This is a genomic window from Citrifermentans bremense (genome assembly GCF_014218275.1).
GTDB classification, from domain to species: domain Bacteria; phylum Desulfobacterota; class Desulfuromonadia; order Geobacterales; family Geobacteraceae; genus Geomonas; species Geomonas pelophila.
The window spans coordinates 2,615,291-2,631,275 of the sequence record NZ_AP023213.1 but is presented as its reverse complement, the minus strand read 5'-3'; the positions used below and the strand labels follow the sequence as shown (position 1 = coordinate 2,631,275).

14 protein-coding genes are annotated in these 15,985 nt (G+C 63.0%); 10 read left to right on the top strand and 4 right to left on the bottom strand.

Annotation, left to right across the window (positions count from 1 at the left end; translation table 11 throughout):
• Nucleotides 1-12 precede the first annotated feature (12 nt).
• The gene (locus GEOBRER4_RS11585) at nucleotides 13-1,353 is read left to right on the top strand and encodes a TldD/PmbA family protein (RefSeq protein ID WP_185242424.1); all 1,341 of its coding nucleotides are present in this window, start codon (nucleotides 13-15) and stop codon (nucleotides 1,351-1,353) included.
• A gap of 63 nt (nucleotides 1,354-1,416) precedes the next feature.
• On the opposite strand, the gene GEOBRER4_RS11580 is transcribed toward GEOBRER4_RS11585, so the two are convergent.
• The 4 genes from GEOBRER4_RS11580 to GEOBRER4_RS11565 all read right to left on the bottom strand — a co-directional run bounded on the left by GEOBRER4_RS11580 (nucleotide 1,417) and on the right by GEOBRER4_RS11565 (nucleotide 5,910).
• Complete coding sequence (locus GEOBRER4_RS11580; protein ID WP_085812462.1) at nucleotides 1,417-1,701, bottom strand: ArsR/SmtB family transcription factor; 285 nt, start codon at nucleotides 1,699-1,701, stop codon at nucleotides 1,417-1,419.
• Nucleotides 1,702-1,770: 69 nt separating this feature from the next.
• Complete coding sequence (locus GEOBRER4_RS11575) at nucleotides 1,771-2,751, bottom strand: ABC transporter ATP-binding protein (protein ID WP_185242423.1); 981 nt, start codon at nucleotides 2,749-2,751, stop codon at nucleotides 1,771-1,773.
• The gene (locus GEOBRER4_RS11570; RefSeq protein ID WP_185242422.1) at nucleotides 2,748-3,710 is read right to left on the bottom strand and encodes an ABC transporter ATP-binding protein; all 963 of its coding nucleotides are present in this window, start codon (nucleotides 3,708-3,710) and stop codon (nucleotides 2,748-2,750) included. The genes GEOBRER4_RS11575 and GEOBRER4_RS11570 overlap by 4 nt, the downstream gene beginning before the upstream one ends.
• A gap of 88 nt (nucleotides 3,711-3,798) precedes the next feature.
• The gene (locus tag GEOBRER4_RS11565; RefSeq protein ID WP_185242421.1) at nucleotides 3,799-5,910 is read right to left on the bottom strand and encodes an HD domain-containing phosphohydrolase; all 2,112 of its coding nucleotides are present in this window, start codon (nucleotides 5,908-5,910) and stop codon (nucleotides 3,799-3,801) included.
• 337 nt (nucleotides 5,911-6,247) lie between these two features.
• Between GEOBRER4_RS11565 and GEOBRER4_RS11560 the strand changes: the two genes are divergently transcribed.
• The 9 genes from GEOBRER4_RS11560 to GEOBRER4_RS11520 all read left to right on the top strand — a co-directional run bounded on the left by GEOBRER4_RS11560 (nucleotide 6,248) and on the right by GEOBRER4_RS11520 (nucleotide 15,885).
• A complete protein-coding gene (locus tag GEOBRER4_RS11560) occupies nucleotides 6,248-7,357 on the top strand; it encodes a SpoIID/LytB domain-containing protein (protein WP_185242420.1) in 1,110 nt (369 codons plus the stop codon).
• Between the two features lies 1 nt (nucleotide 7,358).
• Nucleotides 7,359-8,384 (top strand): tRNA preQ1(34) S-adenosylmethionine ribosyltransferase-isomerase QueA, encoded by a 1,026-nt coding sequence (queA, locus tag GEOBRER4_RS11555; RefSeq protein WP_185242419.1) that lies wholly within the window; start codon nucleotides 7,359-7,361, stop codon nucleotides 8,382-8,384.
• A gap of 70 nt (nucleotides 8,385-8,454) precedes the next feature.
• On the top strand, nucleotides 8,455-9,573 hold the full coding sequence (tgt, locus tag GEOBRER4_RS11550; protein WP_185242418.1) for a tRNA guanosine(34) transglycosylase Tgt: 1,119 nt from the start codon (nucleotides 8,455-8,457) through the stop codon (nucleotides 9,571-9,573).
• A gap of 110 nt (nucleotides 9,574-9,683) precedes the next feature.
• Entirely contained in the window at nucleotides 9,684-10,004 is a 321-nt protein-coding gene (gene yajC / locus GEOBRER4_RS11545) for a preprotein translocase subunit YajC (protein ID WP_085812469.1), read from the top strand.
• Between the two features lie 36 nt (nucleotides 10,005-10,040).
• Complete coding sequence (gene secD, locus GEOBRER4_RS11540) at nucleotides 10,041-11,639, top strand: protein translocase subunit SecD (RefSeq protein WP_185242417.1); 1,599 nt, start codon at nucleotides 10,041-10,043, stop codon at nucleotides 11,637-11,639.
• 11 nt (nucleotides 11,640-11,650) lie between these two features.
• Nucleotides 11,651-12,556 (top strand): protein translocase subunit SecF, encoded by a 906-nt coding sequence (gene secF, locus GEOBRER4_RS11535; protein ID WP_185242416.1) that lies wholly within the window; start codon nucleotides 11,651-11,653, stop codon nucleotides 12,554-12,556.
• 9 nt (nucleotides 12,557-12,565) lie between these two features.
• The gene (locus tag GEOBRER4_RS11530; RefSeq protein WP_185242415.1) at nucleotides 12,566-13,138 is read left to right on the top strand and encodes a tetratricopeptide repeat protein; all 573 of its coding nucleotides are present in this window, start codon (nucleotides 12,566-12,568) and stop codon (nucleotides 13,136-13,138) included.
• 144 nt (nucleotides 13,139-13,282) lie between these two features.
• Nucleotides 13,283-14,992 carry a single-stranded-DNA-specific exonuclease RecJ gene (gene recJ, locus GEOBRER4_RS11525; RefSeq protein WP_185242414.1) on the top strand — a complete coding sequence of 570 codons (1,710 nt, stop codon included), beginning with the start codon at nucleotides 13,283-13,285 and terminating at the stop codon, nucleotides 14,990-14,992.
• Complete coding sequence (locus GEOBRER4_RS11520) at nucleotides 14,986-15,885, top strand: cation diffusion facilitator family transporter (RefSeq protein ID WP_185242413.1); 900 nt, start codon at nucleotides 14,986-14,988, stop codon at nucleotides 15,883-15,885. Before recJ ends, GEOBRER4_RS11520 begins: the two co-directional genes overlap by 7 nt.
• Nucleotides 15,886-15,985: the final 100 nt, after the last annotated feature.

Sequence of the window (15,985 nt, the reverse complement as noted above, 5' to 3'; positions counted from 1 at the left end):
CGAGGTAAATAAATGGAACTGGCCAAGCACGCAGACGCCGTCGAACGGCTCCTCAAGGGGCGCAACCTGGACGGCTGGGAGATGTTCCTGTCGCAATCCAGGGATCTCGCCATCGAGGCGAAGCAGGGGAAGGTAGACGCCTTCCGCGCCGCCGAGCCTTTCGGGGTTGCAGTGCGCCTGAAGGTGGGCGATGGACTCGGCTTCTCCTTTTCCACGAGCATGGAGCCAGCGGCCCTTTCAATGATGGTCGACGGCGCGCTGGTGGCGGCCCGCGCCCAGGCGCAGGACCCCTGCTACACCCTCGCAGCACCGGCGGCGCTCTACCCCGAACTCCCCTGGCTCTATGACCCGGAGCTTCCGGCAGTCGACGAGGAGCTCAAGGTGGCGCGCGCGCTGGAGTTGGAGCGGCTCACGCTCGCCACGGACCCGAGGGTGAAAAGGGTGAGAAAGTGCAGCTACGGCGAATCGGTCTACTCCACCTTCATCAGGAACTCGCTTGGGCTTGAAAAGGGTTACCGCGGCAGCTACGTCACCTGCTCCGTCTCGGCCGTGGCCGAGGACGGCGGCGACGCCCAAAGCGGCTGGGATTACGCCTTCTCACCCTCCTTTAAAGGGATCGACATCGAGGCCGTGGCGCGGGGTGCGGGGCGCAGGGCGACCTCGCTGCTTGGCGCGCGCACCATCCCCGGCATGCGCTGCCCTGTCGTCCTGGACAACCACGTGGCCGCCGCCCTTGTCGAGGTGCTGGCTCCCTCCTTTCTGGGGGAGAGCGTACACAAGGGGAAATCGCTCTTTCTGGGGAAAGAGGGCGAGCAGGTCTTCTCCGAACTGGTTACCCTGCGCGACGACGGACTTTTGCTTGACGGCATGGGAACTGCTCCCTGCGACGGCGAGGGCGTGCCGCAGCAGGACACCCCGCTGGTAACCTCCGGGGTGCTGCAGGGCTTTTTGTACGACAGCTACTGGGGGAAAAAAGCCGGGGTCTCCTCGACCGGCAACGCAGAGCGAGGCGGCGTGAAGGGGCCTCCGAGGAGCGGCGCCCACAACCTCATGATCCAGCCCGGCGAGGCGAGCCCGGAGGCGCTTTTGGCAGGCGTCGAGCGCGGGGTGCTGATTACCGAGGTGATGGGGATGCACACGGCCAACACCATCTCGGGGGACTTTTCCGTGGGGGCCTCTGGATTCTACCTGGAGCGAGGCGAGATCCTCTACCCGGTGAAGGGGCTGGCCCTGGCGGGAAACCTGTTGCAGTTGTTCCGGGGAGTGGATCTGGTGGGAAGCGACCTCCGCTTCTTCGGAGGGGCGGGGTCGCCTTCGCTGAGGGTCGGCGAACTGGAAATCAGCGGTGCCTAGATACAGGAAAAGGCCGCACCCGGATCGGGTGCGGCCTTTTCTTCATTTCAACCACAGATGACCTTAGGGCTCTTCGTGCAGTATCACGATCAGCCGGCGCACGAACGGGCTCACCACGGCATAGCGGACCTCGACGCCGTCCCGGGTCCCCTCTATGATCCCCTTGTTCTTCAAAAGAGCCAGATGCTGGGAGACCGTCGCCTGCGGCAGTCCCAGGCACTCCCAGATGTGCTTGACGTTGCACTCCTGGGTGCAAAGTCCGGCCACTATCTTGAGGCGGATGGGGTGCCCGAGCACCTTGAGCATCTCCGCTTCCTTGCCATAATCCTTCGTCTTGTCGAATGCCACGTGGTATCCTCCGGTAGATTCTTCTAGGGGTAATCTATATATACTGATGGGGCTTGTCAAGGAAAGCTTCTAGGAGCGGTAAATCCTCTTGCTGAAATGGCAGGCCGCCCGGTGGCCGGGCTCCTTCTCCAGGAGTTCTGGGCGCTCCTCGCCGCAGATCGCCTCCGCGTAGGGGCAGCGGGTATGGAAGGGGCAGCCGGCGGGCGGGGAGAGCGGGGAGGGGAGCTCTCCGCGGGCCACGAGTCGCCTGCTCTTTTTCTGCGGGTCTACGCTCGGTATGGCGCTCAAAAGCGCCTCGGTGTAGGGGTGCAGCTGCCTGGACAGGACATCGTCCCGGCTCCCGGTCTCGACGATCCGTCCCAGGTACATGATGGCGATCCGGTCGCTTAGGTGCTTCAACACCGAGAGATCGTGGGTGATGAAGAGAAAGGAAAGCCCGAGGTCCTTTTTCACTTCCTGTAGCAGGTTGATGATCTGGGCCTGGATCGAGAGGTCGAGCGCCGAAACCGGCTCGTCGGCGATGATGAGCCTGGGGGAAACCGCGAGCGCGCGCGCGATCCCTATGCGCTGGCGCTGGCCGCCGGAAAACTGGTGCGGGAAGCGGGCAAGCTGCTCCGGGGCAAGCCCCACCCGTTCCATCAGGCGCGCCACGCGCTCGCGCCGCTCGGCCTTGGTCCCGATCCCGTGTATTTCCAGCGGCTCCCCGATGATCTGCGCGACCCTCATCCTCGGGTTCAGCGAGGAGAAGGGGTCCTGGAAGATCATCTGCACTTCGCGGCGGTACTGGGCGAGTTCGTCCTTCCCCATGGCGGAGAGCTCGCGGCCGCCATAGCGGATCGACCCTTCGCTGGCGGGGATGAGCCCGGTCAGAAGCCTCGCCACGGTGGACTTGCCGCAGCCCGACTCCCCGGCGACCCCGAGCGTTTCCCCCGGATAGATCTCGAGGTCGACGCCGGCTACCGCGGTCAGCTCCCTTTTCTCGGCGAAAAAGCCGCCGCGCACGGGGAAGCGCTTGACCAGATTTTCGGCCTGCAAAAGGGGCGTGGTCATGGCGCTTTCAGGCAGCGGACCAGGTGGCCGGGGCCTGCCTCCTTCATCTCGATCATGTGCTTCGTACAGCGCTCCTCGCCGATGGGGCAGCGCTCCCTGAAGGGGCAGCCGGTGAACTCGCCCTTAAGGTCCGGGACGCTCCCTGCGAAGGTGGCGAGCTTCTCGCCCGGCTTCCCGGATTCCGGGAGGGAGGCCAAGAGGCCTCGGGTGTAGGGGTGCAAAGGGTTCCCGAAGAGCTCGGCGGTAGGTGCCGTCTCGACGATTTCACCGGCGTACATGATGGCGGTCCGGTCCGCGCGCTCGGCGACGATCCCCAGGTTGTGCGTGATGAGGATCAACCCCATGCTGTGTTCCGCCATGAGCCGGTCCAAAAGCTCCAGGATCTGCGCCTGGATGGTGACGTCGAGGGCGGTGGTCGGTTCGTCGGCGATGACGAGTTCAGGCCGCAGGGCGAGCGCCATGGCGATCATCACCCTCTGCCGCATCCCGCCGCTTAGCTGGTGCGGGTAGTCCTTCATCCGCTCGCGGGGCGCGGGGATGCCGACCTCGGAGAGGATCGCAGCCGCCTCCTGCTCCGCCTGCTTCTTGTCCAGCCCGCGGTGGACCCTGAGCCCCTCCGCCACCTGGTAGCCGATTGTGAAGACCGGGTTCAGCGAGGTCATCGGGTCCTGGAACACCATGGCGATCCGGTTCCCCCTGATCTCCCTCATCCGCTCTTCGGAAAGCCCTAAAAGCTCGATCCCCTTGAAGCGGACAGACCCGGCGGTGATCCTCCCCGGCGGGGGGACCAGGCGCAAGACCGACGCGGCTGTGATGCTCTTGCCGCACCCCGACTCCCCGACGAGGGCAAGCGTCTCCCCAGGCTCCATGGAGAGATCGACCCCGCGCACGGCCCGAAGGACGCCGGACTTCTGCGGAAACTCGGTGCAAAGACCTGCTATTTCCAGTAATGGGGACAAGGGCACTCCCTTAAGGCTTTGTGCCAACCGCTGCGGCATCGGCTGGGGGCCGGCGTTCGGCGAAAAGTTAATTTCTACCACATAGACTTCAAGGGGCAACGGAGGTCAGCGACCCGCCGGCAGGCTTGACGGGGAAGGGGACCACGTTCGGGGGCGTGGTTTCCTCGCGTTGCGGCAGGAAGTTAGGGGTCTTCAGCAGCTTGGTGAAGATGGGGACCAGGGCTGGGTCGAACTGGGACCCGCTGTTCTCCGCCAGTTCAGCGATCGCCACCTCGAGCTTCAGCGCCTTGCGGTAGGGACGGTCGGATGTCATGGCGTCGAAGGCGTCGGCGATGGCCAGGATGCGCGACTCCAAAAGAAGCTCCTCGGCGCGCAGCCGGTTCGGGTAGCCACTACCGTCGAAGCGCTCGTGGTGCTGCCCTATGCAGAGCCGCACGTCGTGGAGGAACTCGATCGGCTCCAGGATCTTCATGCCGATGGTCGGGTGCTGCTGCAGTTCGGCCACGTCCTCGCTGGTTAGGAGCGCCTCCTTGTGCAGCAGGGATAGGTCGATCCCGATCTTGCCGATGTCGTGCAGGATCGCGGCGCGCTCGATCACCTTGAGCCGGTTCTGCGGGAGTTCCAGCTTGCGCGCCAGGGCGAGCGAGAAGCGGGTAACCCTCTCGGAATGGCCGCGGGTGTAGCTGTCGCTTGCCTCGATGGCGGAGACCAGCGCCTGGATCGTGTTCAGGTAGGTCTTTTGCTGCTCGTCGTAGAGCATCGCGTTCTTGATGGCGATGGAGGCCTGGGCGGCGATGGTCGACAAAAGCTCCAGTTCCTCGTGGTTGTAGACCGTGTTGTTCAGTTTGTTGACCACGGCGAGGGTCCCGATCATCTCGTCCTTCACCATGAGCGGGGCGCAGATCAGGGTCTTGCGCTCGAAGCCGAGCGGGCTGACCGGGTCGAACTCCGGCATCTGGGCGATGTCGGTGATGAGCAGCGGCTTGCAGTTCTGGATCACCCAGCTGGAGACGCTGGAAGGCTTCATAGGGACGCGCAGGGCCTGCGCGTTGGGGTCGCGGTGCCCGACCAGGTTGGTCACCTTCAGCTCGCCGTTGTGGGCGTCGTAAAGGATGATGTAGCCCACCTGGGCCTGGAGGGTGTCCATGGTGGTCTTCACCACCAGCTGGTACAGGTCCTCGACCTCGATGGTCGAGTTGATGGCGAGCCCGAGCCGGTACAGGGTGGAGAGTTTCGCCACCGCCTTCTCCAGGTTGGTGTTCTTGTCTTCAAGTTCCCCGGCGAGGTCGGCGATCTTGTAGTTCGCCTCCTCGATCTCCTCGATCCGCTCCTCAAGGTTGATGTTCAGGTTCTCGATCTCGCGGATCTGCTCCTCGAGCCTGCCGTTTAGCTGGTGCGTCTCGCGGTGGAAGGCGAGCTTCTCCTGGGCCCGGGCCAGTTCACGCTCGTGCGCCACGGTCGATGCCATCAGCGAGGCGAGGGTCCTGACCATGTGGTTGAAGCTCTTGGCGAGGGTCTGCATCTCAAGGCTGGAGGTCAGGTTGATCTCCTGGCTGAAGTCGCCCCCCTCCACCTGCTGCATGCAGCGGATCAGCCTGCGGATCGGCTTCTCCACGTAGATGACCAGGAAGATGAAGATGGTGGCGACGGTCAAAAGGACCAGGAGCAGGCTGGAGAAGACGGCCAGGTCCCGCTCACGGGAGATGAAGCCGTTCATGTAGTCGAGGGAGAGCTTTATCTCGAGAAGCCCCAGGCTCTCCTTGCTGGCGGGGTGGCATTTATAGCACTGGGGGGCGTTGAAGATGCGGGCGTAGGAGACGAAGACCCCTTCGGCGGGGAAGAGGCTCATGTTGCGCGACTGCGACTGCTGCTCGCCCAGACTTGGTATCTTGCTCCCCACCTCGGCCCGGTCGGCGGAGATGAGGATCTTCCCCTCGCTGTCGACGATGCGGATCGACTTGACGAACTCCCTGGACTTGATCCGTTCGAAGATGCTCCCCACCTCGTCGGAGCGCCCGGAGAGCATCGCGTTAGCCACGCTGCTCTTTATGGTCTCGATCAGCACCGAGGTGTTGCGGTTGGCGATCTCGTGCAGCATTTCCTTTTGCTGCTGGAAATTGAGGTAGGCGACCGACGAGATGATGAGCACCAGAATCAGGGCCACCAGGGTGAGGATCTTCATCTTTAGGGAGTTGAACATATAGGTCCGGACTTCTTTGGTTGGAAACGCGAAATAGCCAGGTACCTCAGCGATATAGCCTGTTTTTGCGTTTCTGGCAACAGTTATTTGCCCCTGGCGCCCCCTTCGGTGGCGCAAAAACAGGGGTCACTCCGCGCCCTTAGCCTCGCCTGGCGGCTTGAGGCGACTGCCGGGGCGGTGCTGGGTATCGCTCTAATGAGAGAATAAGCAATTCACTTGCCAATCGCGCGCGGCGCCGTTTGGTTAGAACGATAAAATTATTGACTTTGTCGGCGGTTCCATGGTTTATATCTAGGGCTTTTTGCGTCGAGCTAAACGGTTGTTGTATACGGAAAATATGAGTCTCTTCAGGGCGTTGATCATACTATTTATTTGCCTCGCGGCCGGCGGCAGCGTCGCGGCGATGCGTCCCGAAACGGTCAGGGTGGCCCTCTTAAAGGGGGTGGAGAGCGTCAGGGTTGACGGCTCCGGAGTCCTTCTGACCGACGGCCGTGGCGAGCCCCTCGACCTGGAACTTCCCCTCGATGTCAGAAGGTCCTTCAGCGGCGTGTCGGTCAACGGCAAGAACGTCGACCGCCTCATCGCCGTTGCCGCAGGAAAACTCATCGTCAACGGCAAGGGTTACCGCTCCAAAGTGGAGGTGAGCGCCGCGGAGAAGGGGCTTTTGGTGGTGAACGACCTGCCGCTCGAGGAGTACCTGGTGGGGCTCATCAACTGCGAGATCTCCTCTGCCTGGCCCATTGAGGCCGTCAAGGCGCAGGCCGTGATCGCCCGTTCCTACGCCGTGTTCCAGATGCAGGCCAGGCGCGGCGCCCCCTACCAGCTGGAATCCAGCGTCATGGACCAGGTTTACGACGGGGCGGACGGAGAGGACAGCCGCGCCGCACGCGGCGTCGAGGAGACCGCAGGCCAGGTGCTCACCTACGACGGCAAGACCATCCAGGCCTTTTACCATTCCAACTGTGCCGGGCACACCGAGAGTTCGAAGAACGTCTGGGGGATGTCGGTCCCTTATTTGCAGGGAGTCGCCTGTCTTTACTGCGGGGGGGCGAACCCGATCAAGTGGGAATTGAAGCTCCCCCTGAAAAAGGTGGAGTCCTCGCTGCGCGCGGCCGGCTACCAGGTGGCCGGGATCAGGGAGTGCCGGGTGCGCGGCAGAAACGAAAGCGGACGGGTGCAGGAGGTTCTTGTCGAATCCACCCGCGGCAAGGTGGCGGTACCCGGAGTCGCCTTCAGAAAAGCGCTAGGCTACGGCGCCGTGAAGAGCACCAACTTCGATCTGCGCCAGTCGGGCGACGAGCTTTCCATCACCGGCTCCGGTTCCGGCCACGGCGTGGGGCTTTGCCAGTGGGGCGCCAAGGGGCGCGCCAACGAGGGGTTCGACTACCGCGAGATCCTGAGCTACTACTACCCGGGCGTGAAGCTTTCCGACGGGTACGGCCGCTAGCATGTTCCTTTCCGATTTCGATTACGAACTCCCCCCGGAGCTGATAGCCCAGCACCCGGCAAGCCGCAGGGACGGCGCAAGGCTTCTGACCCTCGAGCGCTCAAGCGGCGCCATCGGCGAGGGGACCGTGGCGGGCATCGCCGCGCATTTTTCGCCTGGAGACCTCCTGGTCCTGAACGACACCCGCGTCATCCCGGCGCGGCTTCACGGCAACAAGGAGTCCGGGGGAGGGGTCGAGATCTTCCTGGTGCGCAGGGTCCCCGGGGAGCCTGAGTGCTGGAGCTGCCTGATCAAGGCGTCCAAGAGCCCCAAGGACGGCTGCCGGGTCATCCTTCCCGGCGGGGTGACCGCGACCGTGCTCGGTCGCGACGGCGGCGACTGGCGGGTCCTCTTCGAGGGGAGCCCCGACTTCATGTCCTGGCTGGAGCGGACCGGCAGCATGCCGCTTCCCCCCTACATCAAAAGGGCGCCTGAGGGGGAGGACCTGGAGCGCTACCAGACCGTGTTCGCGCGCGAGAAGGGTGCGGTCGCAGCCCCCACGGCCGGGCTGCACTTCACCCCCGCGATCCTGGACGAGATCAGGGAGAGGGGTGTCGAGATCGCCCCGGTTACGCTGCACGTGGGGCTAGGGACCTTCATGCCGGTCCGGGTGGAGGACCTCTCCCAGCACACCATGCACCGTGAGCTGTACCGGATACCGCAGGAAACAGCCGCCGCGATCCGCCGCACCAAGGAGCGGGGGGGGAGGGTAGTGGCCCTGGGGACCACTTCGCTCAGAGCCCTGGAGCATGCTGCGGCCTCGGGTGAACTGGAAGCAGGCGAGCGGGAGGCGGATATTTTTATCCTGCCGGGATACCGCTTTAGGGTGGTTGACGCCTTAATAACGAATTTTCATCTCCCCAAATCGACCCTATTTATGTTAGTGTGCGCATTCGCCGGCAAGGAGGCCATGCTGAAAGCCTACCGCGAGGCGGTTTCCAGGCGCTTTCGCTTCTTCAGTTACGGCGACGCGATGTTCATCGGCTAACGAACTCTCCCCACATTGATGTCGGTAAGGGGAGGGGGAGCAAAGAATACAGGCAGCAAACGGGATATTTTTGGCAGCTATAAGCTTCGAACTCATAAAGAAAGACCCGGGCTCACTTGCCCGCCTAGGCTCTCTGACAACAACGCACGGCAGCATCCAGACCCCGATCTTCATGCCGGTCGGCACCCAGGCGACGGTAAAGGCGATGACGCCGGAGGAACTGGTCGAGGTGGGCTCCCAGATCATCCTCGCCAACACCTACCATCTCTACCTGCGCCCCGGCCACGAGCTGATCGGGCGGCTGGGGGGGCTGCACCGCTTCATGCACTGGGACCGTCCCATGCTCACCGATTCCGGCGGCTTCCAGGTCTTTTCCCTGGGGGAGCTGAGGAAGATCTCGGAGGAGGGGGTGAATTTTCGCTCCCACATCGACGGTTCCCGGCATTTCATCTCGCCCGAGGTCTCCATCGCGATCCAGGAGGCGCTCGGCGCCGACATAGCCATGTGCTTCGACGAGTGCCCCCCGTACCCTGCCGAGTATTCCTACGTGCAGAAGTCGCTGGAACTAACCACCCGCTGGGCCCTGCGCTGCAAGAAGGCGCACCAAAGGCCGGACCAGGCCCTTTTCGGCATCGTCCAGGGTGGGATGCACCCGGAACTTAGGCGGGAGAGCGCGAGACAGATCACCGACATCGGTTTTGACGGCTACGCCCTAGGCGGGCTGTCGGTCGGCGAGGAGAAGGAGGTCATGCACCGGATGATGCATGAGTGCTCCGACATCCTCCCGGAGAACTCCCCGCGCTACATCATGGGGATCGGCGCCCCGGAGGACCTGGTGGAGGCGGTGAACGCCGGCTTCGACATGTTCGACTGCGTCATGCCCACCAGAAACGCCAGAAACGGGGCGCTCTTCACCAGCTTCGGCAGGATCAACATCAAGGCGGCCGTCTACGCGGAGGACCAGTCCCCGATAGATCCCGCCTGCAGCTGCTACGTCTGCAGGAACTACAGTCGCGCCTACCTGCGCCACCTGTACCGCAGCCAGGAGATACTGGCCTCACGGCTGAACAGCTGGCACAACCTGCACTACTTCCTCGATCTTATGGCGCAGATACGCGCCGCCATCGGACGCGGGGAATTTGCCAGCTTCAGGAATGATTTTTACGCGGCGCGTGGTTCGCTGCTCTAGCTCCGCTGTTGACTAAATACACGCACTTACCCCTCCGGGGAGAGTGTCTCGAAGCTTTATCGCTTTTGCGTTGAAAAAGACGGATGGAATTCAAATCCAGGAGGTAACACATGTTTGGTGTGGCGGTTGCAAATGCGGCCCAGGATGCGGGCGCGCAGGCAGGAGGGATGATGGCGCAGTTCCAGGGGTTGATCCCGCTGGTGTTCATGTTCGCCATTTTCTACTTTCTGCTGATCAGGCCCCAGCAGAAAAAGGCCAAGGAACACAGAGCGCTTTTGGAAGCCCTCAAGAAGGGGGATCAGGTGGTGACAGCCGGCGGCATGCACGGCAAGGTGACCGCGCTCGACGACCAGGTGGTTACCCTGGAGATCGCCCCCGGCGTCAACGTCAGGATCAACAAGGGGTACATTGCGTCGATCAAGCAGGACTAGTGCACTGATTCAATTTTTCCGAAAGGAGCTTTTCCCATGAAGGGTTATACCTGGCGCATATCTTTGATTCTCCTCTTCATCATCGCCTCGTTCGTCTACCTGACGCCGACGCTCGTCGACACGCTCCCCTCCTGGTGGAGCGGACTGCTCCCCAAGGACAAGATCCATCTGGGTCTCGACCTGCAGGGGGGAACCCACCTAGTCATGGGGGTCGAGACCGAGAAGGCCGTGGAGGGGTCGCTTGACCTGGTCGCGACCGACCTGGAAGACTCGCTCACCCAGCAGAACCTCCGCTACAAGAGCATCGCCCGCGTCGGCAACGACAAGGTGCAGCTCGTCCTGTACGACCGCGGCAGCGCCGACGCGGCGCAGGCCCTGATCAAGAAGAAGTACCCCGACATGCAGATCCAGCCTGCGACCGACGAGGCCGGCTTCATCGCGATGCAGGTACGCATCAACGAGAAAGAGGCCCAGGTGAGAAAGGACCGCGCCGTGGCGCAGGCCCTTGAGACCATAAGGAACAGGATCGACCAGTTCGGCGTCTCCGAGCCGGTGATCCAGCGCGAGGGGCTGACCAACATCGTGGTGCAGCTCCCCGGCATCAAGGATCCCAAGCGCGCCATCGACCTGATTGGCAAGACCGCCCGCCTCGAGTTCAAGCTGGTGGACGAGACAGTCAATGCCGCCACCGCCACCGCTTCGAGCATCCCGATGGACGACGAGCTCCTCTACGAGAAGAGGGCCGACGCCACGACCGGGGCGGTCTCCGAAACCCCGATCGTGGTCAAGAAGAAGGCGATCATCACCGGCGACCTGTTGACCGACGCGCAGATCCGCATCGATTCCCAGTACAACCAGCCCTACGTCGCCATCGACTTCAACTCGACCGGCGCAAGGCTCTTCGATCAGGTGACCGCCGCCAACGTCGGCAAGCGCTTCGCCATCGTGCTCGACAACAACGTCTACTCCGCTCCGGTGATCCGCGAGAGGATCTCCGGCGGCAGCGCCCAGATCTCCGGCTCCTTCACCGAGAAGGAAGCGGCCGACCTTGCCATCGTGCTGCGCGCCGGTTCGCTTCCCGCACCGGTCAAGATCCTGCAGAACGTGACGGTAGGACCTTCCCTGGGTAAGGACTCGATCCACAAGGGGCTCATGGCCGGTCTCATCGGCGTCCTTCTGGTCGTCGGCTTCATGGCGGTCTACTACAAGCTCTGCGGCATGGTCGCCAACTTCGGGATGGTGCTCAACATCCTCTTCCTGATGGGCGCGCTCTCGGCGCTCGGCGCAACGCTCACCCTCCCGGGTATCGCCGCTATCGTCCTTCTGGTCGGCATGTCGGTTGACTCCAACGTCCTCATCTTCGAGAGGATCAGGGAGGAGCTGAGGCTCGGCAAGACGCCGCACGCTGCGCTCGACGCCGGCTACGACAAGGCGTTTCTCACCATCATGGACTCGCACGTGACCGCCCTCATCACCGCCGCAGTGCTCTTCCAGTTCGGCACCGGCCCGGTCAAGGGTTTCGCGGTCTCCCTGAGCCTCGGTATCATCATCAACCTTTTCACTTCGCTCGTTTCCACCAAGGTCATCTTTGACGCCTACCTGGAGCGTGCGCACGTGAAGAGACTCAGCATATAAGGGGGAGACCAATGGAACTTCTGAGAAATACCAACATAGATTTCATGGGGTTGAGGAAGATCTCCTTCATCATCTCCGGCATCGTCGCCATCGTCGGCATCTTGGGCGTCATCGCCATCGGGCGCGGCACCACCAACATGGGGATCGACTTCTCCGGCGGCATCGCGATGCAGGTGAAGTTCACCCAGCCGGTCACCACGCAGATCGTGCGCGACGCGCTCGGCAAGGGGGGGATCCACGAAGTCGAACTCCAGGAAATCACCGGCGGCAACCAGATCCTGGTCAAGATGCACAAGTCCGAGAAGACCGCGCAGAGCGTGGAGGAGGTGCTTAAACAGCAGATCCCCGGCAACCCGTTCACCGTGGAAAGCTCCACCGAGATCGGCCCCTCCATCGGTGAGAAGCTGAAGAAAGACACCCTGATCGCCGTGGCGCTCTCGATGCTCGGGATCATCCTTTACATCGCCTGGCGCTTCGACTTCAAGTTCGGGGTGGGCGCCGTCGTCGCCACCATGCACGACGTTCTCGCCATGATCGCGGTCTTCTACGTGCTGCATAAGGAGGTCAACATCCTCCTGATCACCGCGGTCCTCACCATCGCCGGCTACTCGCTGACCGACACCGTCGTCGTCTTCGACCGTATCCGCGAGAACATGCACAAAAGCCTCAAGGACCCGATGTTCGTCGTCTTCAACCGGAGCATCAACGAGACGCTCTCCCGTACCATCATCACCTCGGTCACCACCTTCCTGGCCGCCATCTCCCTCTATCTCTTCGGCGGCGAGGTGATCAACGACTTCGCCTTCGCGCTCGTGGTCGGCGTAGTGGTGGCAACCTATTCATCCATCTTCGTCGCCAGCCCGATCGTCGCCCTCTGGGAGAAGAACCCGGAAGCGACCGAAGCGAAGGCGGCCTAAGGAGGCATCGTGAGCAAGGAAAATTTACTCACCCTGATAGTGGCTCTGATCGTCGGCATGCTTGGCGGCTACATCATCTTCAACGTGGCCGGCAACAAGAACCTCCCTTCCAACGCGGCGGTGCCGCAGGGAGCGGGTTCACCGACCGATTACCAGCGGCGCATCGTCGAGGCCGAGAAGATCGTGGCCCAGGACCCGAAAAACGTGCAGGCCTGGACCCAGCTGGGCAACGACTACTTCGACACCGACCAGCCCCAGAAGGCGGTCAACGCCTACGCCAAGGTGTTGGAACTCGACCCCAACAACCTGAACGTCATGACCGACCAGGGGATCATGTACCGCAAGATCGGCTGGTACGACAAGGCGATCGCCAACTTCGAGAAGGCTCAATCCATCGACCCCAAGCACCTGCAAAGCCTCTACAACCTGGGCGTCGTCTACTACATGGACCTGAAGCAGATCGACAAGGCCAAGGAAGTCTGGACCAAGTACCTGCAGTTCGACTCCACGAGCCCCACGGCCCAGCAGATCAAGAACGACATGGCCAACCTGACCCAGATGCCGACCAGCTTCAAGAAGTAGCAAACCCTGTTCAAAGAGAAAAACCCGCTCCGGCGGGTTTTTTTTATTCTCCCATTAGATTCGCCGGCCCCCGGCCCTTATGCTATTATTTCCCCCTGACTGAACCCTGCCGCCCTCACAGGCCGGCGGCAACCCGGAGTACGGATGCAACCTGTAACCCACAAGACATGGCGGCCCCGCGAGGCCGACCCCGGCGCCGTCGAGGCGCTCACCCGCTCCGGGTTCCCGGCTTTACTGGCGCGGCTTCTGGCCAACCGCGGCATCGACGGAGAGAAGGGGGCGAAAGCCTACCTCTCTCCCGTTCTTTCCGGGCTGGAAAACCCTATGCTGATGAAGGGGATGGCCGAGGCCGTAGAGCGGCTTGTCAAGGCGCGCTTGCAAGGAGAGCGCGTTTGCGTGCACGGCGACTACGACGTGGACGGTGTCACCGCCTGCGCGCTTTTGATCAGCTTTTTCCGGGCCGTCGGCATCGACTGCTTCCACTACATCCCCAAACGCCTCACCGAGGGGTACGGGCTCTCCCCGCAGGGGGTCGCCGCGGCGGGGCAGGGTGGGGCGACCGTCATCGTCACCGTTGACTGCGGCATCACCTCGGTCGAGGAGGGGGACCTTTGCCGCGACAGCGGCATCGATCTCATCGTCACCGACCACCACGCCCCTGGTGAGCGCCTCCCCGATGCTCTAGCCGTGATCAACCCGCTGCAGCCGGGATGCCCCTTCCCGTTCAAGTCGTTAGCCGGTGTGGGGGTCGCCTTCCACCTCCTGATCGCGCTTCGCGCGAGGCTGCGCGCCGATGGCCGTTTCACTGAAGGCGAGCCGGATCTGAAGCAGTACCTCGACCTGGTGGCGCTTGGAACCGTCGCGGACGTGGTGCCCCTTCTGGGGGCGAACCGGATCCTGGTGAGCTACGGGCTGAAGCAGCTCACGTCCGGCTCCCGGATCGGCATCGCCGCACTCAAGGAGGTGTCCGGCGTGACCGGGGAGGTCGGCTGCGGCGCAGTGGGCTTCCGGCTCGCCCCGCGGATAAACGCCGCCGGGCGCCTGGAGGATGCGGCCCTGGGCCTTGAACTCTTACTGACCGGCGACCCTGTCCGGGCCAAAGAGATCGCGTCGCTTCTTGACGACAGCAACGCCGAGCGCCAGGCGCTGGAGCGGGCCACCCTCGAAGAGGCGCGCGCCATGCTGGAGCAGGGGGCCTGCCGGGGGAGAAACAGCATCGTGCTGGGGTCGGAACTCTGGCACCCGGGGGTGATCGGCATCGTGGCGTCCCGCATCGTGGAACTGTTCCACCGCCCGGTGATCCTGTTCGCCTTCGAGGGGGAGACCGGGAGGGGGTCCGGGCGCAGCATTTCCCGCTTCCATCTCCTGGATGCCATCAGGAGCTGCGGCAAGCACCTTCTGCGCTTCGGCGGGCACAGCCACGCGGCGGGGCTCTCCATCGCTCAGGAGGAACTGGAATCCTTCCGCTCGAGTTTCGAGGAAGCGGCCCAGACGCTCGACGCCGAGGCCCTTACCCCGGTCCTTCCCTACGACCTGGAGCTCCCCCCGGGCGCTGTGGACGAGGCGCTCGTGTCCGAACTTGAGCGTTTGAAGCCCTACGGCATGGGGAACCCCGAGCCGCTCTTTCTGATCAGGGGGGCGCGGGTCGAAGATTGCCGGGTCCTTAAGGGAGGGCACCTGAAGCTCAAGGTGGTTCATGGCGGTCGTGCCTTCGATGCCATCGCCTTCGGGCTCGCCGACAAGGGTGGGGCGGAACGGGTCGACCTGGTCTTTTCCCCAGGGATCAACGTCTGGAACGGGAAGAGGAGCCTCCAGCTCACCGTGAAGGATCTGCGCGAGGTGCCGAAGTGCTGAGGGGCGAGCGCTTCAATAAGGCGGACCGCGCCATCAGGGTCGGCTTCTGGCTCAACGCCATGCTCATGATCATGAAGCTTGCGGCGGGCCATTACGGCGACTCCGAGGCTGTCTTCGCCGATGGCGTGGAGAGCGCCTGCGACTTCATAGCGATAGGTATGACCCTTATCGCGCTGAAACTCGGACGCAAGCCCTACGACGAGGACCACCCCTACGGCCACGGCAAGGCGGAAAGCCTTTCCGCCATCTTCGTCTCCATCATCATCGGCGCCACCGGCGCCTGGATCCTCTACGGCGCCCTCGCCACCCTGGTGCACGGGACCTATCCCAAGCCCGCGTTGATCGCGGTCCTGGCTGCAGCGGTGACCATCGTGGTCAAGGAAGTCCTTTACCGCTACTCGATCCGGGTGGGGCGCTCCCTGGGGAGCCCGGCGCTCCTCGCCATCGCCAAGGACCACAGAAAGGACGCCGTCACCTCGGTCGCCACCCTGATCGGCGTCGGCTGCGCCTATTTCGGCGCCTCCGCCATGGATCCCATCGCTGCCGGCATCACCTCCTTCTTCATCTTCCACATCGGTTACCAGACCTTCCGCTCCTCGGCGCACGAACTGATGGACGGCCAGCCCGAGCAGGAACTGCTGCGCGCCATCACGCTTTTGGCCGAGAGGGTGGAGGGGGTCGACCTGGTGCACGAGATCAGGGCCCGGCATTCCGGGCAGTTTCTCATCGTTGACCTGAAACTGGACATGGACCCCGAGATGACTGTGAAGCGCTCGCACGCCATCGCCACCCAGGTGAAGGAAGATATCTTCGAGCACTTCAATAACGTGGGCGACGTGATGATACACATAAATCCCTCCGACGAGCCCCACGAAGATCTGAACCGGCTCTAGAAGTTCCGTCCCTTCTTCCCGCCCGATCCTCCCGCTCGCAGATCGTAGCAACAACTCTCGCTTGACAGAGGGTCCGCTTAGGTAGTATTAGGATCAGTCG

What these genes read in the sequence shown, in the direction of transcription:
- GEOBRER4_RS11585 (WP_185242424.1), top strand. Translation starts at nt 13, where the DNA reads ATGGAACTGGCCAAGCACGCAGACGCCGTCGAACGGCTCCTCAAGGGG.
- GEOBRER4_RS11575 (WP_185242423.1), bottom strand. Translation starts at nt 2,751, where the DNA reads ATGACCACGCCCCTTTTGCAGGCCGAAAATCTGGTCAAGCGCTTCCCC.
- GEOBRER4_RS11565 (WP_185242421.1), bottom strand. Translation starts at nt 5,910, where the DNA reads ATGTTCAACTCCCTAAAGATGAAGATCCTCACCCTGGTGGCCCTGATT.
- GEOBRER4_RS11560 (WP_185242420.1), top strand. Translation starts at nt 6,248, where the DNA reads ATGAGTCTCTTCAGGGCGTTGATCATACTATTTATTTGCCTCGCGGCC.
- queA (WP_185242419.1), top strand. Translation starts at nt 7,359, where the DNA reads ATGTTCCTTTCCGATTTCGATTACGAACTCCCCCCGGAGCTGATAGCC.
- yajC (WP_085812469.1), top strand. Translation starts at nt 9,684, where the DNA reads ATGTTTGGTGTGGCGGTTGCAAATGCGGCCCAGGATGCGGGCGCGCAG.
- secD (WP_185242417.1), top strand. Translation starts at nt 10,041, where the DNA reads ATGAAGGGTTATACCTGGCGCATATCTTTGATTCTCCTCTTCATCATC.
- secF (WP_185242416.1), top strand. Translation starts at nt 11,651, where the DNA reads ATGGAACTTCTGAGAAATACCAACATAGATTTCATGGGGTTGAGGAAG.
- recJ (WP_185242414.1), top strand. Translation starts at nt 13,283, where the DNA reads ATGCAACCTGTAACCCACAAGACATGGCGGCCCCGCGAGGCCGACCCC.